Origin of the sequence: Tsukamurella pseudospumae, from assembly GCF_001575195.1 — a bacterium.
GTDB classification, from domain to species: domain Bacteria; phylum Actinomycetota; class Actinomycetes; order Mycobacteriales; family Mycobacteriaceae; genus Tsukamurella; species Tsukamurella pseudospumae.
In genome coordinates this window covers 272,807-296,085 of record NZ_LSRF01000056.1, presented here as the reverse complement: position 1 = coordinate 296,085, position 23,279 = coordinate 272,807, and the positions used below count along the sequence as shown (strand labels likewise).

Annotated in this window: 23 protein-coding genes; 9 read left to right on the top strand and 14 right to left on the bottom strand. The window is 72.0% G+C overall.

The window, feature by feature from the left end; translation table 11 throughout:
* Nucleotides 1–137 precede the first annotated feature (137 nt).
* The 13 genes from holA to AXK60_RS15760 form a co-directional block, all read right to left on the bottom strand.
* Nucleotides 138–1,127, bottom strand: coding sequence for a DNA polymerase III subunit delta (holA, locus tag AXK60_RS15815; RefSeq protein WP_231855434.1), 990 nt, complete (start codon nucleotides 1,125–1,127; stop codon nucleotides 138–140).
* Nucleotides 1,027–2,616, bottom strand: coding sequence for a ComEC/Rec2 family competence protein (locus AXK60_RS15810; RefSeq protein ID WP_139057990.1), 1,590 nt, complete (start codon nucleotides 2,614–2,616; stop codon nucleotides 1,027–1,029). Before AXK60_RS15810 ends, holA begins: the two co-directional genes overlap by 101 nt.
* Nucleotides 2,613–3,518 carry a ComEA family DNA-binding protein gene (locus AXK60_RS15805; RefSeq protein ID WP_068572405.1) on the bottom strand — a complete coding sequence of 302 codons (906 nt, stop codon included), beginning with the start codon at nucleotides 3,516–3,518 and terminating at the stop codon, nucleotides 2,613–2,615. Before AXK60_RS15805 ends, AXK60_RS15810 begins: the two co-directional genes overlap by 4 nt.
* Nucleotides 3,519–3,644: 126 nt before the next feature.
* Nucleotides 3,645–4,496: a DegV family protein gene (locus AXK60_RS15800; protein ID WP_068572403.1), complete on the bottom strand. Its 852-nt coding sequence runs from the start codon at nucleotides 4,494–4,496 to the stop codon at nucleotides 3,645–3,647.
* On the bottom strand, nucleotides 4,496–5,221 hold the full coding sequence (gene octT, locus AXK60_RS15795) for a diglucosylglycerate octanoyltransferase (RefSeq protein WP_068572400.1): 726 nt from the start codon (nucleotides 5,219–5,221) through the stop codon (nucleotides 4,496–4,498). The genes AXK60_RS15800 and octT overlap by 1 nt, the downstream gene beginning before the upstream one ends.
* Nucleotides 5,218–5,925: a histidine phosphatase family protein gene (locus tag AXK60_RS15790; RefSeq protein WP_068572398.1), complete on the bottom strand. Its 708-nt coding sequence runs from the start codon at nucleotides 5,923–5,925 to the stop codon at nucleotides 5,218–5,220. The genes octT and AXK60_RS15790 overlap by 4 nt, the downstream gene beginning before the upstream one ends.
* Nucleotides 5,925–6,341, bottom strand: coding sequence for a ribosome silencing factor (gene rsfS / locus AXK60_RS15785; protein WP_068572395.1), 417 nt, complete (start codon nucleotides 6,339–6,341; stop codon nucleotides 5,925–5,927). Before rsfS ends, AXK60_RS15790 begins: the two co-directional genes overlap by 1 nt.
* Entirely contained in the window at nucleotides 6,338–7,009 is a 672-nt protein-coding gene (gene nadD, locus AXK60_RS15780) for a nicotinate-nucleotide adenylyltransferase (protein WP_068572393.1), read from the bottom strand. The genes rsfS and nadD overlap by 4 nt, the downstream gene beginning before the upstream one ends.
* 40 nt (nucleotides 7,010–7,049) lie before the next feature.
* Entirely contained in the window at nucleotides 7,050–8,537 is a 1,488-nt protein-coding gene (locus AXK60_RS15775; protein WP_068572391.1) for a vWA domain-containing protein, read from the bottom strand.
* Nucleotides 8,538–9,440 carry an AAA family ATPase gene (locus AXK60_RS15770; protein ID WP_425315224.1) on the bottom strand — a complete coding sequence of 301 codons (903 nt, stop codon included), beginning with the start codon at nucleotides 9,438–9,440 and terminating at the stop codon, nucleotides 8,538–8,540.
* Complete coding sequence (locus AXK60_RS25475; RefSeq protein ID WP_068982543.1) at nucleotides 9,437–9,889, bottom strand: SRPBCC family protein; 453 nt, start codon at nucleotides 9,887–9,889, stop codon at nucleotides 9,437–9,439. The genes AXK60_RS15770 and AXK60_RS25475 overlap by 4 nt, the downstream gene beginning before the upstream one ends.
* Nucleotides 9,890–9,944: 55 nt before the next feature.
* The gene (locus tag AXK60_RS15765; RefSeq protein WP_068572388.1) at nucleotides 9,945–10,394 is read right to left on the bottom strand and encodes an SRPBCC family protein; all 450 of its coding nucleotides are present in this window, start codon (nucleotides 10,392–10,394) and stop codon (nucleotides 9,945–9,947) included.
* Between the two features lie 46 nt (nucleotides 10,395–10,440).
* On the bottom strand, nucleotides 10,441–11,727 hold the full coding sequence (locus tag AXK60_RS15760) for a glutamate-5-semialdehyde dehydrogenase (RefSeq protein ID WP_068572386.1): 1,287 nt from the start codon (nucleotides 11,725–11,727) through the stop codon (nucleotides 10,441–10,443).
* Nucleotides 11,728–11,807: 80 nt separating this feature from the next.
* On the opposite strand from AXK60_RS15760, the gene AXK60_RS15755 reads away from it, so the two are divergent.
* The 9 genes from AXK60_RS15755 to AXK60_RS15715 are packed head-to-tail and all read left to right on the top strand — an operon-like array spanning nucleotide 11,808 to nucleotide 22,513.
* Nucleotides 11,808–12,515, top strand: a complete 708-nt coding sequence (locus AXK60_RS15755) for an HNH endonuclease family protein (protein ID WP_068572872.1) — start codon at nucleotides 11,808–11,810, stop codon at nucleotides 12,513–12,515.
* A 49-nt stretch (nucleotides 12,516–12,564) separates the two neighbouring features.
* Nucleotides 12,565–13,341 (top strand): TIGR03084 family metal-binding protein, encoded by a 777-nt coding sequence (locus AXK60_RS15750; RefSeq protein WP_068572870.1) that lies wholly within the window; start codon nucleotides 12,565–12,567, stop codon nucleotides 13,339–13,341.
* An 11-nt stretch (nucleotides 13,342–13,352) separates the two neighbouring features.
* Nucleotides 13,353–15,098, top strand: coding sequence for an acyclic terpene utilization AtuA family protein (locus tag AXK60_RS15745; protein ID WP_068572383.1), 1,746 nt, complete (start codon nucleotides 13,353–13,355; stop codon nucleotides 15,096–15,098).
* Nucleotides 15,095–16,291 (top strand): acyl-CoA dehydrogenase family protein, encoded by a 1,197-nt coding sequence (locus tag AXK60_RS15740; RefSeq protein ID WP_068572381.1) that lies wholly within the window; start codon nucleotides 15,095–15,097, stop codon nucleotides 16,289–16,291. Before AXK60_RS15745 ends, AXK60_RS15740 begins: the two co-directional genes overlap by 4 nt.
* A 52-nt stretch (nucleotides 16,292–16,343) precedes the next feature.
* Complete coding sequence (locus tag AXK60_RS15735) at nucleotides 16,344–17,933, top strand: acyl-CoA carboxylase subunit beta (protein ID WP_068572379.1); 1,590 nt, start codon at nucleotides 16,344–16,346, stop codon at nucleotides 17,931–17,933.
* 8 nt (nucleotides 17,934–17,941) lie between these two features.
* A complete protein-coding gene (locus AXK60_RS15730) occupies nucleotides 17,942–19,903 on the top strand; it encodes an ATP-binding protein (protein WP_068572377.1) in 1,962 nt (653 codons plus the stop codon).
* A 6-nt stretch (nucleotides 19,904–19,909) separates the two neighbouring features.
* Nucleotides 19,910–21,079: an acyl-CoA dehydrogenase family protein gene (locus AXK60_RS15725; RefSeq protein ID WP_139057989.1), complete on the top strand. Its 1,170-nt coding sequence runs from the start codon at nucleotides 19,910–19,912 to the stop codon at nucleotides 21,077–21,079.
* A 10-nt stretch (nucleotides 21,080–21,089) separates the two neighbouring features.
* Complete coding sequence (locus AXK60_RS15720) at nucleotides 21,090–21,887, top strand: enoyl-CoA hydratase family protein (protein ID WP_068572373.1); 798 nt, start codon at nucleotides 21,090–21,092, stop codon at nucleotides 21,885–21,887.
* 11 nt (nucleotides 21,888–21,898) lie between these two features.
* A complete protein-coding gene (locus AXK60_RS15715; RefSeq protein WP_175400039.1) occupies nucleotides 21,899–22,513 on the top strand; it encodes a TetR/AcrR family transcriptional regulator in 615 nt (204 codons plus the stop codon).
* 7 nt (nucleotides 22,514–22,520) lie between these two features.
* On the opposite strand, the gene AXK60_RS15710 is transcribed toward AXK60_RS15715, so the two are convergent.
* Nucleotides 22,521–23,273: a TetR-type transcription factor C-terminal domain-containing protein gene (locus AXK60_RS15710; RefSeq protein WP_068572371.1), complete on the bottom strand. Its 753-nt coding sequence runs from the start codon at nucleotides 23,271–23,273 to the stop codon at nucleotides 22,521–22,523.
* Nucleotides 23,274–23,279 lie beyond the last annotated feature (6 nt).

The window sequence follows — 23,279 nt, the reverse complement described above, 5'->3', positions numbered from 1 at the left end:
CGCCGCACCACCACCGGCACCACGCGGGCCGGAACGGTACGGCGCGGTTTTCGCGTATCCGGATCAGGAACCGGAGCCGGAGCCGGTTCGACGGTTCGATCCCCGCGCCGTGCGATTCCCCCGCGCCGTGCGGCCGCTCAGCTCGCGAGCGTTGCGACCTTGCGGACGGCGATCTCCAGCGCGTAGTCCGGATCGGCGGCCTGGCCCTTGACGTCGGCGTTCGCCGCCGCGACGGCCTGCAGCGCGCTCGCCACGTTCTCCGCACGCCAGCGCCGGGCGACCTGCGTCATCTTCTTCACCTTCCACGGCGCCATCCCCAGCTCCCCCGCGTCGCGGTACTGGTCCGGAGTGCGGCCGAGCCCGCGGATCCGCGCCACCGAGTGCACCGCGTCGGCCAGCGCGTCGGCGATGAGCACGTGCGGGGTTCCGCGGTGCTGGGCCCAGCGCAACGCCTCGAGCGCGGCCGCGACCTGTCCGGCGACCGCCTTGTCGGCGATCTCGAAGCCGGTGACCTCTGCGCGCCCCGCGTAGTAGCGGTGTACGGCCGCGAGGTCGACCCGGCCGCCCGTGTCCGCCACCAGTTGAGCGATGGCCGCCGCGAGCTCGCGCAGGTCCTTGCCCACGGAATCCACGAGCAGGTCGACCAGTTCGTCCGACACTCGGACCTTGCGGGCGCGGAACTCCGACTTGGCGAAGTCAGCGCGATCGCGGGCGGAGGTGATCGTGGGAACCTCGACGATCTCGGCTCCGGCCTTCTTCAGGGCCGCCACCATCGACTTCGCGCGGCCGCCGCCGCTGTGCTCGATGACCAGGGTGATCCCGTCCGGCGGGTTCTGCGCCGCCTCCACGATGAGATCGACGGGGGCCTTGCCCGCCTCGGCCGCGGACTCGAGGACGACGATGCGCTCCTCCGCGAACAGCGACGGGCTCAGCAGCTCCACCAGCTCGGACTGGTCGACATCGCCCGCCCGGATGCGCGTGACCGGGACCGCGTCACCGGCGCCGCCCGGCAGCCCCATGCCGCCGTCACCCGCACTCGCGCGCGCCGCGTCGACGATCGCGGCGACCGCCCGCTCCACCAGGAGGCCCTCGGTCCCCACCACCACGTGTACGCGCGCGCTGTCCACCACGGCTCCCATACTTCCAGACCCCACCGACGATCACGCACGCCGCGACGAGCAGAACACCCGCGGTGGCGCCGCCGGGCACCTCGATCACCCCGATCCGGGCGCACCACCGCGCCACGGTGATCACCCACCACAGCTCGGGACCCGTCGCCCGTACCGCTACCTCGGCGATCGGTGGGACCACCGGGGCCGCCACCGCGGCCAGCGTGCCCACCACCGTGACGATCGGGATCGCGGGGCCGGCCAGCAGGTTCGCGACCAGCCCGCCGAGCGGTACCCGACCTGAGAACGCGATGAGCAAGGGCAGCGTCACCACCTGGGCCACGACCGTCACCGCGAGCAGGCTCGCGAGCGTGTCCGGCACGCGCGCCGCCACCAGCCGATCGCGCAGTACCGGCGACCACAGCACGAGACCGGCGGTCGCGGCCACCGACAGGGCGAAGCCGATGTCGCGGGCCAGCACCGGCCGGATCAGCATGAGCACCACGACCGCGGCGAACAGCGCGACCAGCGGCTGCCGCCCGCGCCGCAGCGCCAGTGCCGCGACGCCGACCAGCCCCATCACCGCGGCCCGCACCACCGACCCCGTCGGGCCCACCAGTCCCACGAAGGCGACCATGGCGGCAGCGGTCAGCGCGGCACGCGCTGGCAACGGAAGGCCGGCTGCGGCGCACGCACCCAGGACGCACAGCGCAAGAATCGCGAAGTTGGCGCCGCTGACGGCCGTCAGGTGGGTGAGCCCGGAGTCCTGGAAGTCGCCGCGCACCGTCGGCAGGGTCGCCGACTCGTCGCCGAGGACCAACGCCGGCAGCAGGCCCGCGGCATCCGTCGGCAACGCCTCCGCCGCGACCGCCGACAGCGCCCGCCGCACCGCCGCGGCCGCGCGGAAGTAGGGCGGGGCCCGGCCGAGCACCGTCGGCTGCCCCGACCCGACCAGCACGGCCGCGACGAGACCCGGCCGGGTACTGCGCAGCACCGTAGCCCGGATCGCGATCCGCTCCCCCGGCACCAGGGCGCCGAGGTCGAATCCCGCTCCCAGCAGCAGGATCCCGCCCCGCGCGGCGCGCGTGTCATGGGAGGTCCGCACCGCCTCGACGGTGCCCGGCACCAGCACGCGCGACGCGTCGAGATGCCCGCCGGGATCGCCCGATCGCTGCCGCGGCCACTCGTCGACCTCCAGCACGACCTGCACGGAGCCCGCGCCGTCGAAATCCACGATCGACGCCCGCTCCCGGTCGTGCACCCGGAAGGCTACCGACGCGGCCACCCCGGCGCCGAGGCCCGCCGCCGCGACGACCACGAGGGCGAGGGACCGTACCGCGGGCCGACCGGCGCGCCCGCGCACGAGCGCCGCCAGCCCGGCGGCCGCCACCAGGACGCCCGCGACCCACCACGCGGCCACCGCCGACACCAGCGCGATGATCGCCGCGACCCAGCAGACGATCGCCGCCGGGAGAAGCCGCAGGTCCACTGCTCGCGCATCGCTCACACCGTGGCCATCGGCTTGATCTTCGCGAGCTTCGCGGTCCCGATCCCACTCACCTTCGCCAGGTCGTCGACAGAACGGAAGGGCCCGTTCTTGTCCCGGTACGCGATGATCGCCGAGGCCGTCGCGGCTCCCACACCGGGTAGCTTGTCGAGCTCGGCGGCACCTGCCGTATTGATGTTCACGGTGCCGGTCACCCCGGCCGGCGCGCCCGATCCAGCCCCCGCCGGCGCCGCACCCTGCGCACCGGGCCCAGCGCCCGACACCACCGAACTGCGGAGCTTCACACCGGACTTCGGGTCCACGACGCCGACGACCACCTGATCGCCGTCGCGCAACGGCTGCGCCAGGTTCAGGCTCGCGGTGTCGGCACCACCGAGGGCACCCCGGGCCGCGGTGAGGGCGTCCGCCACGCGCGCGCCCGGCCGCAACCGGTGCAGCCCCGGGGCTCGGACCAGCCCGACGACCGCGACCACCAACTCCGACGGTGCGGCGCCGGAGGGGCGAACCGCCACGGACGCAGTGGCATCCGCTCCGCCTGCGGAGGGACTCGACGATGCCCCGGCGAAGTTCACCACCGGATAGGGACCTGAGCCGCTTCCGTCGGACGTTCCGAACACCGCAACCGCAGCCACGACAGCGGCGATCACCCCGACGACGATCAGCGCGATCGCCGCGCGCGGCGTGGTCCGCACCCGATCGACCGTGGCACGCCACCCCGTCGGCTCCTGGTCCCAGAAGTCGTCGTCCTCCAGCCGAACACCCCGACCCGGTGCGGCCGAGTCGGAGCGTTCGGCGGGCGCCCGCTCAGCGCCGCTCCCGAACTCCTCCAACCACGCCGGTCGCGCGAAGATCTGCTCGTCGGCCGCGCCGGCTTCGGGCGCCGCCTCTCGTTCGCCGTTCATGCGACGAACCGTAGGCCCGGGCCACCGTCGGAAAGCCCGGCCGAGCCCCGAATCAGAGACGCCTGTGGATAACCCCGAACCTGTGGATAACCCGCCCCGGCGAGCCGGAACGGTCGGCCCGGTGTGCTAGGCGGGATCCGCCTCGTCGACCAGCGCCGGAGCCACCGCGACGCCCACCGCGCCGGGCCCCAGGTGCGCCGCGATGGTGCCGCCGAATCGACCGATCACCAGCTCCACGAGCTGCGGGAACTCGCCGCGGACGAGCTCGGCCACGTGCTCCGCGGCCTCCGGCGCCTCGACGTGGTGCACCGCGACCCGCGCCGGCCGGTTCCCGAGGTGCTGGGAGGCCAACGCGGCCAGCTGGTCGCGGGCGCGGGAGACGGTGCGGGTCTTGCGCTCGGAGACGATCCGGCCGTCCTGCAGCCGCAGCACGGGAACGATCTGCAACGCCCCACCCAGCAGCTTCGCGAGTGCACTCACCCGGCCCCCGGCCCGCAGGTGATCGAGGGTCGCGACGCAGAAGAAGCCCTCGGCTCCGTCGAGCACCTGCCGCGCGGCCTCGGCGACCTCGTCGGCGGACGCCCCGGCGCGGGCCAGCCGCGCGGCCTCCAGCACCCCGAAACCCATCGCCATGTCGATGCTGCGGGAGTCGATGACGATGACATCGTCCATCAGCGCGGCCTGCGCCACCGAGGTCGAGTACGTGGAGCTCAGGTGCGAGCTCATGGTGATCACCACGACGCCGTCGCCGCCGGCCTCGGCGACGGCCGCGTCGAGCACCTCACGGACCTCGCCCACCGACGGCCCGGAGGTGGTCACGCCCTCCTTGACGAACCGCTCGGCCTGGTAGCCGGTGCCGCGGTCGAGGTACTCGCTCTCGCCGGACAGCACGTGCAGCGGCAGGATCCGGATCCCCAGCTCGTCGGCGCGGTCGGGGAAGATCGCGGCCGACGCGTCGGTCACCACGACGACACTCATTACGCACCCCCTTGCGCACCGCGCAGCGAACGCAGCACGCGCTGCGCCACCCGCTCGTGCATCTCGAACGACCAGTGGATCCCGTCCAGGTTATTGATCCCCAGGTCGAACGACCACTCGCACAGGTCACGCAGGGGAACCATCGGCACCCCGGCACCGTCGGCCCACGCCCGCATGGCGCCCTCCGTGCGCGACCACCCCGGGTGCGCGAAGGAGTACGCGAGCGCGCGGTGCGTGGGCGGCGCGAGCACCGCCATCGGAGCGTCGGGCCGCAGGGCGTGCAGGGACTGATAGGTCTTGTCCAGGTAGTCGACGGTGACCTTGGGCGGCAGGGCCATCGGCCAGCCGACCGGCGCGAACACCTTCTGGATCGTCGCGTAGCCCTCGCGCGCGCGGGCGCGCAGCGACGCGGGCCGCAGGTAGCGGATCTGCTCACGCACGGCCGTCGGGAGCGGCGAGGGCAGGGAGTCCATGCCGCCGAGCGCCAGGACCGCGGCCTCGACGGTCGGCACCGTCGCCCAGACGCGCGGATCCTGGGCCACGCACCACCAGCCGTCGCGCGTGGTCCAGCCGACGCGCGCGAACAGCTCGCAGCGCAGCCCCAGCTCCGCGGCGACCAGATTGGGCCAGATCCGCGGGTCGGAGGTCGGCAGGGCGCCCTCGGGACCGTAGAAGCCCAGCGAGTCGCTGAGCACCAGGAGCGCGCCGGTCGGTGAATCGGTCACTGGACCTCGGGCACCGACTGGGGCGCGGTGTCGACGTCCGACGAGGTGTTCCACACGTCGAGCCGCCACCGCGTCGCGTCGCCGTGCGCGGAGAGCTGCACCCAGCTGCAGTTGCCGAGGCCGCCGAGGACCGGCCAGTGGTCGACGGGCAGGTCCAGCAACCGGGCGGTCAGCGCCGCGATCAGCCCGCCGTGCGCGACCAGCATCACGGGCCGCTCGCTGGTGCCCCACTCCGGCAGCCGCTCCATCAGCTCGGTCACCAGCGGGTACGACCGCGCCGCCACGTCCACCCGGGCCTCGCCGCCGGGCGGCGCCCACTCGGGGGCGTCGCGCCACCGTCGGCGCGCTCCGGGCATGTAGGCGTCCACCTCGACGTGGGTCATGCCCTGCCAGTCCCCCAGCATGGTCTCCCGCAGCCGGACATCGGATTCGACGGTGCCGCCCGTCGCGGCCGCCACGGCGTCCGCGGTGTCGCGGGCGCGGCGCAGGTCCGAGCTGATGATCGCGATGGGATCCCGGTCAGCGAGGGCCGCGGCGGCCGCGCGCGCCTGCCGGCGCCCGAGCTCGGTCAGGTCGGTGTCCAGCTGCCCCTGCATGCGGCCCTCCGCGTTGGACGCGGTCTGGCCGTGGCGGAGCAGGATCAGGCGGCGCACCGTCGGGGTGAGGCGCTCGACGGACGAGTCGAGCCCGTCCTCGACGTGCATCAGGCGTCCCCGTCGGCCCCGGTGCCGCTCTGGGCCGGGGACTCGTCGGCGTGCTGCCCGAGGCCCTCGACCTCGATGTGCGGGCAGTCCTTCCACAGCTTCTCGAGCGCGTAGTACTCGCGCTCCTCCTGGTGGAAGACGTGCACCACGATGTCGAGGAAGTCGAGCAGCGCCCAGCGGCCCTCGCGGGCGCCCTCGCGGCGGGCGGGCTTCACGCCGGCCTCACGCAGCTGATCCTCGATCTCCTCGACGATCGCGCTCACCTGACGCTCGTTGCTCGCGGACGCGATGACGAAGGCCTCGGTCAGCACGAGCTGCTCCGAGACGTCGAGGACGACGATGTCGCTCGCGAGCTTGTCGTCGGCCGCACGGGCCGCGATGGCGGCGAGGGTGCGGGCCTGATCGGATGCGGTCATGATCCTCCTGGGTTCACGGTCTTCTCCTGCGCCGGGCGGCTCTGGTAGAGGGCGCGCTTGGCGATGTACTGGACCACACCGTCGGGCACGAGGTACCAGACGGGGCGCCCGGCGTCGGCCCGCGCGCGGCACTCGGTCGACGAGATGGCCAGCGCGGGCACCTCCACGAGGAACAATCTATCCTTCGGCACGTCCGACAGGTGATCCGCGGCCAGCTGGTAGCCGGGACGGGAGACGCCGATGAAGGTCGCGAGGCCGAACAGCTCCTCCCAGTCCTGCCAGCTGAGGATGGAGGCGAGGGCGTCGGCGCCGGTGATGAAGTACAGGTCGGCGTCCGGGTTCTGGCCCTGCAGATCGCGCAGCGTGTCCACGGTGTAGGTGTCGCCGCCGCGGTCGATGTCCACGCGGCTCACGGAGAACCGCGGGTTCGACGCGGTCGCGATGACCGTCATCAGGTAGCGGTCCTCGGCGGGTGTGACCTCGTTCTTCTGCCACGGGCGGCCGGTGGGCACGAACACGACCTCGTCGAGATCGAACCGGTCGGCCACCTCGCTGGCGGCCACGAGGTGGCCGTGGTGGATCGGGTCGAACGTCCCGCCCATGACGCCGACGCGCCGGCGTCCGTTGTCGCTGCCGCGGCGTTGTGCGGCGGTGCTGGACTCACGCATAACGGACCATCCTATGCGGCGGCCGCTCGTGACCGCGTACTCACACGGGCAGCAGGCGCCCGACGACCTCGGCCAGCTGCCCCGCAGTGCGGCACTCGTACATGTCGATCAGACTCCCGTACCTGTCCGCGACCGAGTCGCCCGTGCCCCACGCGGCCTTCCGCTCGGGGTTGAGCCAGAAGGCGTGCCGCGCCTTCTCGACGAGCTCGTCGAGTTCCGCGAGCGCGGGATCGGTGTGGTTGGAGCGGGCGTCGCCGAGGATCAGCAGCGTCCCACGGTGGGTCACCGCGTCCGGGAAGTCACGAACGAAGGTGCGCAGCACGTTGCCGTAGTCCGAGCCGCCGAACCGCGCGACCTTGGTCTCGCGGATCACGCGGTCGAACATGTCGACGACCGTGTCGACCGTCAGCGTGCGCGACGGGTCGATGTAGTCCGTGATCTCGTCCACCGAGTCGACGAACCCGAACACCCGGATCTTGGAGAACTCGGCGCGCAGCGCGTGCGTGAGCAGCAGCGTGAAGTTGGAGAAGCCCGCGACGGAGCCGGACAGGTCGCACAGGAGCACGAGCTCGGGCTTGGTCGGGCGGGGTCGACGGTGCGCCAGATCGATCGGCACGCCGCCCGTCGACATCGACTTGCGCAGCGTGCGTCGCAGGTCGATGGGACCGCGGCGGACCCGGCGCCGACGCACCAGCAGCCGCGTGGACAGCTGCCGGGCGAGCGGTCTGACGGTCTGCTCCATGCGATGCAGCTCGGTGCGGGTCGCGGCGAAGAAGGCCACGTTCTCCGGCAGCTGCGGCGCGGCGTACTGCGCGACGGCCTCGGGGCCCCGTCGGGCGGCCATCGCGACCGACGTGAGCTCCTGCACCCGCTCCGTCAGGCCCGCGACCCGCGACCGCGCCACGCGCCGGGCGGACTCGTACTCGAAGCTGCCGGGCGCGGCACCGTCCTCGCCGGCGGCGGCGAGCAGGCCGTTCGCGATGGCGGCGATGAGCGTCTGCGGGTTGAGGGCCTTGAGCGCCTGGTACGAGGAGAAGGCCGTGCCGGTGGCGGAGTTGTACTCACCGAGCTGCTCGACGATCTGGCTGGCGATGCCGTCGTGGTCGCCGCCCGCGACGAGCGCCGCGATCGCCTCCTGGCGCAGCGCCTCGCGCACGGCGTCGGGGTCGGGCGGGGTGTCGGCGGCGGGCATCTTCAGCGGATCCGGTTCACCCGGCACGCCGGAGCAGCCCTCGCCGCCCGTGCCGGACGCGCCCTGGGCACCGTCGGATGCGGCGCCGAAGCCGCCGCGCACCGGGAAGTACAGGTCGAAGATGACGTCGAAGGTCTTGCGGTGCATCTGCTCGCGCAGCAGGACAGCGGCGAGGCCCTCGCGGAGCTGGCCGCGGTCCGTGAGGTCGAGCACCGTCAGCACCTCGGCGGCCGTGATGGCCTCGCCCGGACCGATGGACATCCCGCGCTCGCGCAGCGTCCGCACGAAGGCGTGCAGATGCTTGTCGAGCGGGGTGCCGGCCTGCGCGGTGGTCATCTACAGGCCCAGTGCCGCGGCGGCGGTCTCGATGTCCACCTGGTGCTTGAGCACCACGCCGAGCGTCGAGCGGAGCGCCGCCTTGTCGATCGAGCCGTTCGCGGTGCCGGTGACACCGAGGGCCAGCAGAGTGCGGCACCAGTCGAGCGTCTCGGAGACCGACGGCTTCTTCTTCAGGTCCAGCCCGCGCAGCGTCGAGATCACACGGAGCAGCTGCTGCGCGACCTCGACCGAGAGGTCCGGGACGCGACTGCGGATGATCGAGAGCTCCAGCTCGGCGTCCGGGAAGTCGATGTGCAGGTAGAGGCAGCGGCGTTTGAGCGCCTCCGACAATTCGCGGGTGGCGTTCGAGGTGAGGAACACCAGCGGCTTGCGCACCGCCGTGATGGTGCCGAGCTCGGGCACCGTCACCGCGTAGTCGGAGAGGACCTCCAGCAGCAGCCCCTCGAACTCGAGGTCGGCCTTGTCGGCCTCGTCGATGAGGAGGACCGACGGTCCGCTCTCCCGCACGGCCTGCAGGAGGGGGCGCGGGAGGAGGAACTCCTCGGAGAAGACGTCCTGCTTGGTGTCGTCCCAGTCGCCGTCGGCGCCGCCCGACTGGATGCGCAGGATCTGCTTAGCGTGGTTCCACTCGTAGAGGGCGCGCGCCTCGTCGATGCCCTCGTAGCACTGCAGACGCACGAACCGCGCCTCGCGGGCCTGGGCGCAGGCGCGCGCCAGCTCGGTCTTGCCGACGCCCGCCGGGCCCTCGACGAGGAGCGGCTTGCCGAGCTTGTCGGCGAGGAACACCGCCGTCGCGGTGGCGACGGACGGGATGTAGCCGGTCTCGCGGAGTGCCGCGGCAACGTCGTCGACGCTGGTGAACAGCGCCGTCGGGGCCGTGATCGTGGTGTTGGTGCTCAGCGTGCAGCCTTCCGTTTGAGGACCTCCTTCGAGAAGCCCTTCGACGCGATCTCTGCACTCATCTTCACACCCTTGCGCACGACGAAGCCGGGCAGCTTGATCTTGAGGTCGATGTTCATGTCGCAGAGCACGTGCACCCTGTCCTCGCCGAGGGGCGTGAGCTGGTAGTACCCGCCCTGGGAGCGGACCGCCATGCCCTCGCCCTCGGACTGCCACGCGACCTTGGTCCCGGGCGTGAAGGTGTAGCGGAAGCGCATGCGGTCGCTGATGCCCACCATACCGGCCTCGACCTCGACGACGCTCGGCGTGCCGTCCGCCGCCCGCTCGACGATCGTCACGCTCTTGTGCGACGACGACCACTCGGGCAGGGACTCGACGTCCAGCAGCGTCGCATAGGCGAGCGCCGCCGGCGCGTCGATCTCGAACTCGACCTGTTCATTGATTGCCATTGCAACAATGTAGCCGTCCGGCTCCGCCGTACGAGGCCGTGGCCCGGTCGAACGGTCAGGCAGCGGCCTTGCGCTTCATGACCTCCTTGGTCAGGCCGTTCTTGATGATGTCCATGGCCAGCTTGATGCCCTTCTTGACCACGAAGCCGGGCGCCTTGACCTTGGGATCGAGGTACATGGTGACCTTGACGTGGGTCGCGTCGTCGCCCTTCGGGGACAGCTCGTAGATGCCGCCCTGGCTGCGCACCGCGGTGCCCTCGTTGCGGGTGTCCCACTTGCAGCTGACGTCGGTGAAGACGTAGTCGAAGGTCAGGTTGTCGCTGAACATCAGCAGGCCGACGGAGGCGTCCACCACGCTCGGGCGGCCGTTCGCGTCGCGCTCGACGACCTTGACGTTGCTGTGCGCGGAGGACCAGTCCGGCAACGCGTCGACGTCCGCCAGGGTGTCGAGCACCAGCGTGAGCGGTGCATCGATGTCGAATTCGAGGGATTCGTTGATTGCCATGGCGACAACCTACCCTCGCGGCCGCCGCCGTCAGGCGGGTCTTCCGTTACCGGGGCCGCACGTGCCCGTCGCCCCAGGCGATCCACTTGGTGGAGGTGAGTTCGGGAAGGCCCATCGGGCCGCGGGCGTGCAGCTTCTGGGTGGAGATGCCGATCTCGGCGCCGAAGCCGAACTGCTCGCCGTCGGTGAACGCCGTCGAGGCGTTGACCATGACCGCCGCGGCGTCGACGCGCGTGGTGAACGCGCGGGCGGCGGCGAGGTCGTCCGTGACGATGGCCTCGGTGTGCCCGGTGCCGTAGCGGTCGATGTGCTCGACGGCCTCGTCCAGGCCGTCCACGATCTTCACCGCGATGTCGAGGCTGAGGTACTCGTCCGCCCAGTCGGTCTCGGTCGCGGGGATCATCCCGGCCTCGTCGCCGTGCACGATCACACCCTCCGCCTGGAAGGTGCCGAGCAGGCGGGGCAGGAACGAGTCCTTCAGCGCCGCGTCCACGAGCACGGTCTCGGCGGTGTTGCAGACGCTGGGCCGGCGGGTCTTGGCGTTGAGCACGATCCGCTCGGCCATGTCGAGATCGGCGGAGGCGTGCACGTAGACGTGGCAGTTGCCCGTGCCCGTCTCGATGGTGGGAACAGTCGCGTCGCGCACGACCGCCGCGATCAGCCCGGCGCCACCGCGCGGGATCACCACGTCGACGAGACCGCGGGCGCGGATCAGCGCGGTGACGCTGGCGCGGGAGTCGGCCGAGAGCAGCGCGACGGCGTCCGGGACGATGCCCGACGATGCCAGCGACTCGCGCAGGACCTCGACGAGGGCCGCGTTCGACGAGGCCGCCGAGCTGGAGCCGCGCAGCAGCACTGCGTTCCCGGACTTGAGCGTGAGCCCGAAGGCGTCGACGGTGACGTTCGGCCGCGCCTCGTAGACGATGCCGACCACGCCGAGAGGCACGGCGACCTGCCGCAGTTCGAGGCCGTTGGGCAGCGTCGATCCGCGCAGCACGTTCCCTATCGGGTCCGGCAGGCCGGCGACCTGCCGCAGGCCGGAGGCGATGCCGTCGACGCGGGCGGCGTTGAGGGCGAGCCGGTCGATCAGCGACTCCTCGGTGCCGGCCGCGCGGGCCCGCGCCACGTCCTCGGCGTTCGCCGCGAGGATCCGGTCCTTGTTCGCCAGCAGGGCGTCGGCCGCGGCGTGCAGCGCGGCGTTCTTCTGCTCGGTGGTCAGCGTGATCAGCTGCTTCGACGCCGCGCGCGCGGCGCGCGCCACCTCCTCCACCGCAGCGGTCGCGGCCTGCAGATCGGCGTCGGTGGCGGCATCGTTGGCGGTGGGCGTGCTCATGGGTCGAGAATACGTGGGGCCGGATTGTCGGTGCGCGGTGCTAGGTTGCGCTCGTGTCCCGCCGGAGAACGACCCGCCGCCTGTCCAGGCAGTCCTGGATCGGGCTCGTCCTCGTCACGGCGACAGCCCTGTTCGTCGCGGTCGGGGTGTACCGGGACCGGTCCGCGGCGGAGCCCGCGCCCGGCCCGGCGGCGCCATCGGCGCAGGTGTCCGACGGTGCGCCGCTGGCGGGGGTCCGGATCGTCGCCGCACGGGAGCGGGCACCGCAGGCGTACCGTCGGGCGGCATTCGGCGAGGCGTGGACCGACGACCAGTCCGCCCAGCTGGGACACAACGGGTGCGACACCCGCAACGACGTGCTCGACCGCGACCTCACCGACAAGACCTTCGTGCGCACGTCGGCCTGCCCGAACGCCGTGGCCACCGGCACGCTGGTCGATCCGTACAGCGGCACGACCATGCGCTTCGAGCGCGGCGCGAAGACCTCGGCCAAGGTGCAGATCGATCACATCGTGGCGCTGGCCTACGCGTGGGACATGGGCGCCTGGTCGTGGGACGACGCGAAACGCACCGCGTTCGCGAACGACCCCCGCAACCTGGTCGCCGTCGACGGCCCGGCGAACGAGAACAAGCGCGACTCTCCCCCGGGCCGTTGGATGCCGGCGAACGAACGCTTCCACTGCCAGTACGCGCGCCAGTTCTCCTCCGTCGCCCGGGAGTACGGCCTGTCGGTCGACCGTGCGTCGGCTGCGGTCGTCGAGCAGGCCGTCGCGACCTGCGGAACGTAAACAAGCATTGCTGCTTGTTTTTTTCGGCCGCGGCTGACAGAGTGTGGGCGTGCCCACTTCAGCCCCCGTGTTCGACGCGCTCGAATCCACCTCGGCCGCCGTCGCCGCGATCGCGGACGCCCTCCCCGACTGGACGCTGCCCACGCCCGCAGAGGGCTGGACGGTCGCCCACCAGGTCGCGCACCTGGCCTGGACCGACGAGGTCTCCCTCGTCGCCGCCACCGATCCGGAGGGCTTCACCGCGCTCCTGCAGGAGGCCATGAAGGACCCCATGGGCTTCGTCGACGCCGGCGCCGCCGAGCTCGCCGCCGATCCCGAGCTACGAGCCCGCTGGGACCGCTCGCGTGCGGCCCTCGCCGCGGCCCTGCGCGCCGCCGACCCGGGCACGCAACTCCCCTGGTTCGGCCCGCCCATGCGGCCCGCCACCATGGCGAACGCCCGCCTCATGGAGACCTGGGCGCACGGTCTCGACATCGCCGACGCCGCCGGCGTCGCGCTGAACGCGCCCGATGCCCTGCCGCACGTCGCCAAGATCGCCTACAAGACCCGCGATTTCGCGTACACGGTCAACGGTGAGACCCCGCCCGCCGAGCCCTTCGACGTCTTCCTCGTCGCGGCCGACGGCTCGGAGGTCTGTTTCGGCCCCGGCGACGCGCCGCAGCGCGTGACCGGCTCGCTGGAGGACTTCTGCCGCCTCGCGACCCAGCGCATCAACGTCGCCGACACCGACCTCGTCGCCACCGGCGCGGACGCCGCCCACTGGCTCACCATCGCGCAGTGCTTCGCCGGAGCCCCGGGCACCGGCCGCGCGCCTACCTCGAACTAGGAGGCATCTCCATGACCCGCTCCATCCGCATCGCCAACGTCTCCGGGTTCTACGGCGACCGCGCCGCCGCGCTCGGCGAGATGCTCGCCGGCCCCCGGGTCGACTACATCACCGGCGACTACCTCGCCGAGCTCACCATGCTGATCCTCGGACGCGACCGCCTCAAGGACGCCGACCTCGGGTACGCCAAGACCTTCCTGCGCCACCTGACCCCGCACCTCGGCACGCTCGCCGAGCGCGGCACCAAGGTGGTCGTCAACGCGGGCGGCCTGAATCCGGGTGGCCTTGCCGCCGCCGTCGAGAAGGCGATGGAGAGCGCTGAGGAGTCCGTCCGCCATCTCACGGTCGGCTGGGTCGACGGTGACGACCTCATCGCCCGGTCCGCCGAGCTCGGGGTGCCGAACGCGGTCACCGCGAACGCCTACCTCGGCGCCTTCGGCATCGCCGACTGCCTGGCCGCGGGCGCCGACATCGTGATCACCGGCCGCGTCACCGACGCCTCGGTCATCCTCGGCCCCGCGATCGCCGAATTCGGCTGGCAGCGCACCGACTTCGACGCCCTCGCCGGCGCCGTGGCCGCGGGCCACATCATCGAGTGCGGCACCCAGGCCACCGGCGGCAACTACGCCTTCTTCGACCGCCACCCGATCGAGCAGCTGCTGCACCCCGGCTTCCCCATCGCCGAGATCGAGTCCGACGGCTCCTTCGCCATCACCAAGCAGCCCGGCACCGGCGGCGTGGTCGAGGTGGGCACCGTCACCGCGCAGCTGCTCTACGAGGTCACCGGCCAGCGGTACGCCAATCCCGATGTGACGCTGCGCCTGGACTCGATGACCCTGGCCCAGGACGGCGCCGACCGGGTCACCGTCTCCGGCGTCCGGGGTGAGGCACCGTCGACGACGACCAAAGTCGCCACCACCACCCTGGGCGGCTTCCGCAACGAGATCGCCTTCCTGCTCACCGGAATCGACATCGAACGCAAGGCCGCGCTGCTCGAGGCGCAGCTGCGCGCCGCGCTGCAGCCGGCACCGTCGGAGCTGCAGTTCCGCCTCGCCCGCACCGACCATCCGGACGCCTCGACGGAGGCCGCCGCGTCGGCGACGCTCACCGCGATCGCCTGGGACGGCGACCCGAATCGGGTGGGCCGCGCCTTCAGCGCCGCCGCTGTCGAGCTCGCGCTCGCCACCTACCCCGGCGCCTCCCCGATGGCCCCACCGTCGAGCGGCGGCCCGTACGGGGTGTACCAGGCCGTGTACGTGCCGAACGGCGACGTCCCGCACCGCGCCCACCGCCCCGACGGCACCGTCGCCGACATCGCGCCGCCCGCGGCGACGCAGGCCCTCCCCGCGGACCCCTCGCAGCCGGGCACGGCACCGTCGCCCGACGGTGCCGCCACCGTCCGGGTGCCCCTGGGCACCGTCTTCGGCGCCCGCAGCGGCGACAAGGGCGGCAGCGCGAACGTGGGCGTCTGGGCCGAGTCCGACGAGGCCTACGACTGGCTCCGCGCACATCTGACGGAAGCCGCACTGCGCGAGCTGCTCCCGGAGGCGGCGGACCTGCCCGTCCGGCGCTACGAGCTGCCGAACCTCCGGGCGCTCAACTTCGTCATCGAGGACCTGCTCGGCAAGGGCGTCGCGCACGGCTTCCGCTTCGACCCGCAGGCCAAGGGCGTCGGCGAGTGGCTCCGCGGGCGCTACGTCGACCTGCCCGTCACCCTGCTGCCCTACACCGCCCACACCGAGGAGAACAACGCATGACCGGCCTCTGGGAGACCGAGGAGCGAATCGCGCTCCGCGACACGGTGACCGCGTTCACGCAGCGCGAGATCCTGCCCCATCTCGACGACTGGGAGGCGGGCGGCCTGCTCCCCCGCGAGCTCCACAAGAAGGCGGGCGATCTCGGCCTCCTCGGCGTCTCGTTCCCCGAGTCGGTGGGCGGCGGCGGGGGCGATCCCCGCGATGCGCTCATCGTGTGCGAGGCGATGCACGAGGCCGGCGGCTCCGGCGGCCTGTTCGCCTCGCTGTTCACCTGCGGGATCTCGGTGCCGCACATCATCCTCGCGGGCACCGAGGAACAGAAGCAGAAGTGGGTCGCGCCGGTCCTGGCGGGCGAGAAGATCAGCTCGCTGGCGCTCACCGAGCCCGGCGGCGGGTCCGACCTCGGCCACCTGACCACCACGGCGCGCAGGGACGGCGACTACTACATCGTCAACGGCGCCAAGACCTTCATCACCTCGGGCGTGCGCGCCGACTGGGTCGTCACGGCGGTCCGCACCGGCGGCGAGGGCGCGAGCGGCATCAGCCTCCTGGTGATCCCCAAGGGCCTGGACGGCTTCGAGGTCAGCTCGCCCCTGAAGAAGATGGGCTGGCTCGCCTCCGACACCGCTGAGCTGTCCTTCACCGACGTCCGCGTGCCCGCCGAGAACCTCATCGGCCCCGAGAACAGCGGCTTCCTCATGATCGGCGCCGCCTTCGTCACCGAGCGGCTCGCCCTCGCGGTGCAGGCCTATTCGCACGCGCAGCGCTGCCTCGACCTCACCCTCGACTGGGTGCGCACCCGCGAGACCTTCGGGCAGCCGCTGATCAAGCGGCAGGCGGTGCAGAACACCGTCACCGAAATGCGCAGGCGCACCGAGGTCGCCCGGGTCTACAGCCGGCACGTCGCCGATCTCTACACCGACGCACTGGGAATCGATGGGTCCGCCACTGATCCGATGCGCGGCGCCGCCGCTGCCGCCGAGCTGGTTCCCCAGGCGTGTTTCGCGAAGAACACCGCCGTCGAGACGGCCGAGTGGGTCGCGAACGAGGCCGTGCAGCTGTTCGGCGGCCACGGCTACATGGCCGAGTACGAGGTCTCGCGGCACTACCGCGACGTCCGCATCCTCGGCATCGGCGGCGGCACCACGCAGATCCTCACCACGCTGGCCGCGAACCGCCTCGGCTACAAGTGATCCACCACCCAGGCACCCACTCCGACACCTCCCACGGCAAAGGACTCCCCTCATGACGGTGCTCCGCAGCACCCCGTCGCCCGATGCGGCCGGCTACCGCGAGACGATGCTCGGCAAACTCGCCGACCTCACGACCGAGTTCGACAAGGCCCTCGCCGGCGGCGGCGAGAAGTACGTCGAGCGACACCGCAAGCGGGGCAAGCTCACCGCCCGCGAGCGGATCGACAGCGTGCTCGATCCCGCGTCGCCCTTCCTCGAGCTCATGCCGCTCGCCGCGTGGGGCAGCGACTTCCAGGTGGGCGCCTCCCTCGTCGGGGGCATCGGCGTGGTCGAGGGCGTCGAGGTGATGGTCGTGGCCAACGACCCCACCGTCAAGGGCGGCACCTCCAACCCGTGGACCCTGCGCAAGTCGCTGCGCCTCAACGACATCGCCCGCGAGAACCGCCTTCCCGTGGTCTCGCTGGTCGAGTCCGGCGGCGCCGACCTCCCCACCCAGAAGGAGGTCTTCGTCCCCGGCGGCGCGATGTTCCGCAATCTCACGCAGCTGTCCAAGGCGGGGATCCCCACCATCTCCGTGGTCTACGGCAACTCCACCGCGGGCGGCGCGTACATCCCCGGCATGAGCGACCACGTCGTGATGATCAAGGAGCGCTCCAAGGTCTTCCTGGCCGGCCCTCCCCTGGTGAAGGCGGCCACCGGGGAGATCTCCGACGACGAGACCCTCGGCGGCGCCGAAATGCACTCGCGCACCTCGGGCCTCGGTGACTACCTGGCGAACGACGAACTGGACGCCGCCCGCATCGCCCGCTCCATCGTCAAGCGGCTCAACTGGCGCAAGCAGGGCACGGCACCGTCGAGTCTGGTCAAGCCGCCGCGCTACGACGCCGAGGGCCTGCTCGACATCGTCCCGGACGACCTGAAGATCCCGTTCGACCCGCGCGAGATCATCGCCCACATCGTGGACGACTCCGACTACGACGAGTTCAAGCCGCTCTACGGCGGCTCGCTCACCACGGGCTGGGCGAACCTGCACGGCTACCCCATCGGCATCCTCGCCAATGCTCGCGGCGTCCTGTTCTCCGAGGAGGCGCAGAAGGCGACGCAGTTCATCCAGCTGGCGAACCGGTACGACACGCCGCTGCTGTTCATCCACAACACCACCGGCTACATGGTGGGCGCCGAGTACGAGCGCGGCGGCATGATCAAGCACGGCTCGATGATGATCAACGCGGTCTCCAACTCCGAGGTGCCGCACCTGTCGCTGATCGCCGGCGCCTCCTACGGCGCGGGGCACTACGGCATGGCCGGCCGCGCGTTCAACCCGCGCTTCCTGTTCTCCTGGCCGAGTGCGCGTTCCGCGGTCATGGGCGCCAAGCAGCTCGCGGACGTGGTCACCGAGGTCGCCGCGGCCTCCGCCGCGTCCCGCGGCCAGGCCATGGACCCCGCCTTCGTCGACGGCATGCGTACCGCCATCGAGACGCAGATCGACAAGGAGTCCCTGCCGGCCTTCATGTCCGGGATGCTCTACGACGACGGCATCATCGACCCGCGCGACACCCGCACCGTGCTCGGGATGGCCCTCTCCGCCATCCACAACGGCCCCGTCAACGGCACCGACGCCTTCGGCGTCTTCCGGATGTGAGTGAAGAGATGACTGACAGCACTTTCGATTCCGTCCTCGTCGCCAACCGCGGCGAGATCGCCCGCCGCGTGATCGCCGCGGCCCACGCCCGCGGACTGCGCGCCGTGGCGGTCTACTCCGACCCGGATGCGAGCGCGCCGCACGTCGCCGAGGCCGACGAGGCCGTGCGCCTACCCGGCGAGTCCCCCGCCGATACCTACCTGCAGGGCGAGAAGATCATCGCCGCGGCGAAGGCCACCGGCGCGCAGGCCATCCACCCCGGCTACGGCTTCCTCTCCGAGAACGCCGACTTCGCGGCTGCAGTGCAGGCCGCGGGCATCGTCTGGATCGGCCCGTCGCCCGAGGCGATCACCGCGATGGGCTCCAAGGTCGCGGCGAAGGCCCGGCTCGCCGAGGCGGGCGTGCCCATGCTCACGAACCTCACCCCGGACCAGGTGACCGACAGCGACTTCCCCGTCCTCGTCAAGGCGTCCGCGGGCGGCGGCGGGCGCGGCATGCGCGTCGTCCGCACCCGCAGCGAGCTCGAGGAGAACCTCGCGGCCGCGGAGCGGGAGGCGAAGTCCGCCTTCGGCGACGGCACCGTCTTCTGCGAGCGCTACCTCGAGCGCGGCCGCCACATCGAGGTCCAGGTGATGGCCGACTCCCAGGGCACGGTGTGGGCCGTGGGCGAGCGCGAGTGCTCGATCCAGCGCCGCCACCAGAAGGTGCTCGAGGAGGCACCGTCGCCCCTCGTGGAGCGGCACCCGGCCATGCGGACCGCCCTGTACGACGCGGCCGCCAACGCGGCGAAGGCCATCGGCTACACGGGCGCGGGCACCGTCGAGTTCCTCGCCACCGACGCCGGCGAGTTCTTCTTCCTCGAGGTGAACACCCGCCTGCAGGTGGAGCATCCGGTCACCGAGGCCACCACCGGCCTCGACCTCGTGGGCCTGCAGTTCGACGTCGCAGCGGGCCTGCCGCTGCCGTCCGCTGAGCCGCCCGCGCCCCGCGGGTGGGCGATCGAGGCGCGCCTGTACGCCGAGGACCCCGCGAACGACTGGCGCCCCGCCGCGGGCGTCGTGCACCGCTTCGAGGTGCCCGGCACGATCAGCGAGTTCGCCGGCCCGGACCGGCCCGGCATCCGCCTGGACAGCGCGCTCGCGCCCACGGGGAGCGTCGTCGAGGTCTTCTACGACCCGATGCTCGCCAAGGTGATCGGCTACGCCCCGACCCGCGCGCAGGCGCTCGCCATCACCGAGGCGGCGCTGCGGAAGGCGACGATCCACGGCCTGACCACCAACCGCGACCTGCTGGTCCGGATCCTCGCGGACGCGGACTTCAAGGCCGGTGACTTCGCCACCGACTTCCTCACCGGCGACCGGCTCGAGCGCCTCGCGGCGCCCCTGCTGGACGAGGCGGAGCTGGCAGAGGCCGCGAGCGCGGCGGGCGCTGTCCTGGACCGACGGGAGGCGGCCGCGAGCCCGCTACCGCACGTCGCGCCCGGCTGGCGCAACATCGGCTCGCGCACCCTGGCGCCCGAGTTCCGCACCGCCGACGAACAGGAATTCGCCGCGGACAGTGGGCAGGTCGCGACCGTCACCGACGACGGTGTGAGCGCGCGCGTCGCCGTCGAGCGGGACGGACTGCGGCGCACCGTCACCGTCACGCCGTACCCCGGCGACCGCACCGTCGTCGAGGTGGAGACCGCCCGCGGGGCGGCGACACTGACGCTCGTGAATCGGCTGCCCTCCGCGGATGCCGCCGCCGCGGCGGGCTCCCTGCTCGCCCCGATGCCGGGAGTCGTCACCCGGATCGGCGCGCAGGAGGGCGATTCCGTCACCGCCGGACAGCCGGTGCTGTGGATGGAGGCCATGAAGATGGAGCACGCGATCTCCGCCCCCACCGACGGAGTCATCGCCTCGATCCCGGTCGAGGTGGGCCAGAACATCGATGCCGGCGCCGTCGTCGCCGTGCTGGAAGATTCGGAGTAGCACCACATGAGCATTTCCATGGACGTCATCGAGTCCGAGGAGCGCCAGGCGCTCCGCAAGACGGTCTCGGACCTGGGCAAGCAGTTCGGCCCCGAGTACATGCGCGAGAAGATCGCCGCTGGCGAGGGACCCACTGAACTGTGGAAGGCCGCGGGCGATCTCGGCCTGATCGGCGTGAACATCGCCGAGCAGTACGGCGGCGGCGGTGCCGGCATGTACGAACTGGGCATCGTCGGCGAGGAGCTGGCCGCAGTCGGCTCGTCGCTACTCATGCTCGTCGTGTCCCCGGCGATCAACGGCACCATCATCTCCCGGTTCGGCACCGAGGAGCAGAAGCAGCGCTGGCTGCCGGGCATCGCCTCCGGCGAGACGATCGCCGCCTTCGCGATCACCGAGCCGGACGCGGGCAGCAACAGTCACCGGATCACGACCACCGCCCGGCGGGACGGCGACGACTGGATCATCTCGGGCCAGAAGACCTTCATCTCCGGCATCGAGCTGGCCGACGTGATCCTCGTGGTCTCGCGCAGCGAGGACGCCAAGACCGGCAAGCTGCGCCCCGCGCTGTTCCTCATGCCCACCGACTCCCCCGGTCTGCAGAAGACGAAGATCCCGATGGAGGTGGGCCTGCCGGAGTCGCAGTGGACGCTGTTCTTCGACGACGTGCGGCTGCCTGCCGACGCGCTCGTCGGCGAGCCCGACGCGGCCATCGCCCAGCTCTTCGCGGGGCTGAACCCGGAGCGGATCATGGCCGCCGCCGGCTCGGTGGGCTCGGCCCGCTACGCGATCGGCCGCGCGGTGGACTACGCCAAGCAGCGCACCGTGTTCAAGGTCCCGATCGGCGCCCATCAGGCGATCGCCCACCCGCTGGCGGAGCTCAAGGTCGAGACGGAGCTCGCGAAGCTCATGCTGCAGAAGGCCGCGACGCTCTACGACGCCGGCGAGGAGTTCGCCGCGGCGGAGGCCGCGAACATGGCCAAGTTCGCGGGCGGCGAGGCCGGCGCGAAGGCCGTCGACCGCGCGATCCACTCGCTCGGCGGCAACGGCCTGACCACCGAGTACGGGCTGGCGCAGATGCTGGTGGCGTCGCGGCTGTTCCGCATCGCGCCGGTGAGCCGGGAGATGGTGCTCAACTTCATCTCCGAGCATTCGCTCGGCCTGCCCAAGAGCTATTAGGAGTCGGGCGATGACGGAGCCCTCCGGCGATCCCCTGGTGCGGTACGAGACCCGCGGCGGCGCGGCCTATCTCACGATCGACAGCCCGCACAACCGCAACGCGATCTCGCAGCGCCTGCTCGCCGACCTCAGCGCGGGGCTGGAACGCGCGGCAGCCGACGACGCCGCCCGCGCGGTGGTGCTCACCCACACCGGCACGACCTTCTGCGCCGGTGCGGATCTCAAGGAGGCCGCGGCGAACGGGGCCGGCTCGGACCCGAAGTCGCGCACCCTCGCGATGATCGGCGCCATGCGCGGCATCATCGAGTGCCCGAAGCCGGTGATCGCCCAGGTCGACGGCCACGTGCGCGCCGGCGGTTTCGGCCTCATCGGCTCGTGCGACTTCGTCTTCGCCGGCCCGGCGGCGTCGTTCGCGGTGACCGAGACGCGGATCGGCGTCGCGCCGGCGATGGTCTCGCTGGTACTGCTGCCGCACCTGCCCTCCCGCGTCGCGTCGACCCTCCTGCTCACGGGCCGGAAGTTCGACGGTGCGCACGCCGCCGGGTACGGCCTGATCACCGCCGCCGTCGACGATCCCGCGGCGGCCGTCGCGGAGCAGCTGGCCGAGCTGCAGCTGTGCAGCCCGCAGGGCCTGCGGGAGACGAAGCAGATCCTGTGGCACGACGTCCTCCGCTCGTTCGACGAGCGGGCCGACGCGCTCGGCGAGCAGTCCGCGCGGCTGTTCGGATCGACCGAGTCGGTCGAGGGGATCACCGCGTTCCTGCAGAAGCGCGCGCCGAGCTGGGCCGAACCGGCACCGTCGGAATAGACTGGTCGGCAATGGCACCCCTCCGTCCGCCCATCCGGGCGCCCCAGCAGTCCCGCAGCCGGGAGACCCGGCAGCGGTTGTTGGAGACCACGATCGCGTCCCTGGCCACCCGCGGCTGGGTCGCGACCACTGTCGGCAGCGTCGCCCGCCAGGCGGGCGTGTCGCGCGGCGCGGCGCAGCACCACTTCCCCACCCGGGAGGACCTGATCAGCGCCGCGCTCGAGTACATGGGCGAGCAGCGCCTCGCGCACGTCGCGGCGGCGGGCGCGGCGGTGCCGGAGGGCCCCGAACGGCCGTACGCCGTGGCGCGCCTGATCGTCGAGTACTACACCGACGACCTGTTCAAGGCGGCGCTGCACGTGTGGACCGCGGCCGCCAGCGACGAGGCCTTGCGAGAGCGCATGCTGCCCTTCGAGAACCGGCACTCCCGCGAGGTCTTCTCCCTCGCGATGCGCCTGCTCGAGGTCGACCGCGACGACGACGAGGCCCGCCGGGCGGTACAGGCGACGCTCGACCTGGCCCGCGGGCTCGGCCTCGCCGACCTGCTCTCCGACGATGCCGAGCGGCGCGAGCACGTCATCGACTTCTGGGGCCGGCAGCTCACCTCGATCGTCGCGCACCGCTGAACTCGCGTCATCCGTCCGCGGAACGCACCATGCGCTCGAGCCGGTCGAGGTTCCGGCGCAGGTCCTCGATCGCACCGAGCGGACCGGCCTCGCCCTCGCGGGGCGCCTCCGCGCTGCGCAGCGACCGCACCGCCATCTCGGCGAGCTGCGCGGCGATCGCGGCGCGGTCGTCGCCGTCGCGGTACCACCAGGCGATCCAGTTGAGCATGCCGATGACACCGAGGGCGGCGGTACGGGCGTCGACGTCCCGGAACGCACCCGCCGATACGCCTGCGTCGATCACGGCGGTCAACTCCCGCAGAACCTGGCGACGGCTGGTGCGGTAGCCGTCCGCGAGGCTCTCCGGCAGGTCGGCCTCCGAACGGATGAGAAGCCGGAACCGATCGGGCGAGGCCATCTGGTTGAGCGCGATCGACTCCGCCATCCTGTTCAGCTTCGTCGCCGGGTCGAGCTCCTCGATCGCGTTGATCTCGCGGAGCAGCTGCGCGGGCTCCGCAGCCACCTCGCTGACGAGCTGGGCGAACAGCTCGTCCTTGTTGGCGACGTAGTGGTACACCGCCTGCCGGGTCAGCCCGGTCGCGTCGGCGATGTCCTGCAGCGTGGTCCCGGCGACGCCGCGCTCGGCGAAGAGCCGCGCGGCGTTCTCCTTGATCTCCCGCTCGACCAGCTCCCGCCGCACGCTGGGCCGCCCGCGCCGCTTCGCCGGCGCGGGCTCCGCATTCACCTCAGGCGCGGGCGCTGCTGCCTTCTCCGTGGCCATGGGACC

What these genes read in the sequence shown, in the direction of transcription:
- AXK60_RS15805 (WP_068572405.1), bottom strand. Translation starts at nt 3,518, where the DNA reads ATGAACGGCGAACGAGAGGCGGCGCCCGAAGCCGGCGCGGCCGACGAG.
- AXK60_RS15800 (WP_068572403.1), bottom strand. Translation starts at nt 4,496, where the DNA reads ATGAGTGTCGTCGTGGTGACCGACGCGTCGGCCGCGATCTTCCCCGAC.
- AXK60_RS15790 (WP_068572398.1), bottom strand. Translation starts at nt 5,925, where the DNA reads ATGCACGTCGAGGACGGGCTCGACTCGTCCGTCGAGCGCCTCACCCCG.
- rsfS (WP_068572395.1), bottom strand. Translation starts at nt 6,341, where the DNA reads ATGACCGCATCCGATCAGGCCCGCACCCTCGCCGCCATCGCGGCCCGT.
- nadD (WP_068572393.1), bottom strand. Translation starts at nt 7,009, where the DNA reads ATGCGTGAGTCCAGCACCGCCGCACAACGCCGCGGCAGCGACAACGGA.
- AXK60_RS15775 (WP_068572391.1), bottom strand. Translation starts at nt 8,537, where the DNA reads ATGACCACCGCGCAGGCCGGCACCCCGCTCGACAAGCATCTGCACGCC.
- AXK60_RS25475 (WP_068982543.1), bottom strand. Translation starts at nt 9,889, where the DNA reads ATGGCAATCAATGAACAGGTCGAGTTCGAGATCGACGCGCCGGCGGCG.
- AXK60_RS15765 (WP_068572388.1), bottom strand. Translation starts at nt 10,394, where the DNA reads ATGGCAATCAACGAATCCCTCGAATTCGACATCGATGCACCGCTCACG.
- AXK60_RS15760 (WP_068572386.1), bottom strand. Translation starts at nt 11,727, where the DNA reads ATGAGCACGCCCACCGCCAACGATGCCGCCACCGACGCCGATCTGCAG.
- AXK60_RS15745 (WP_068572383.1), top strand. Translation starts at nt 13,353, where the DNA reads ATGACCCGCTCCATCCGCATCGCCAACGTCTCCGGGTTCTACGGCGAC.
- AXK60_RS15740 (WP_068572381.1), top strand. Translation starts at nt 15,095, where the DNA reads ATGACCGGCCTCTGGGAGACCGAGGAGCGAATCGCGCTCCGCGACACG.
- AXK60_RS15735 (WP_068572379.1), top strand. Translation starts at nt 16,344, where the DNA reads ATGACGGTGCTCCGCAGCACCCCGTCGCCCGATGCGGCCGGCTACCGC.
- AXK60_RS15730 (WP_068572377.1), top strand. Translation starts at nt 17,942, where the DNA reads ATGACTGACAGCACTTTCGATTCCGTCCTCGTCGCCAACCGCGGCGAG.
- AXK60_RS15725 (WP_139057989.1), top strand. Translation starts at nt 19,910, where the DNA reads ATGAGCATTTCCATGGACGTCATCGAGTCCGAGGAGCGCCAGGCGCTC.
- AXK60_RS15720 (WP_068572373.1), top strand. Translation starts at nt 21,090, where the DNA reads ATGACGGAGCCCTCCGGCGATCCCCTGGTGCGGTACGAGACCCGCGGC.
- AXK60_RS15715 (WP_175400039.1), top strand. Translation starts at nt 21,899, where the DNA reads ATGGCACCCCTCCGTCCGCCCATCCGGGCGCCCCAGCAGTCCCGCAGC.
- AXK60_RS15710 (WP_068572371.1), bottom strand. Translation starts at nt 23,273, where the DNA reads ATGGCCACGGAGAAGGCAGCAGCGCCCGCGCCTGAGGTGAATGCGGAG.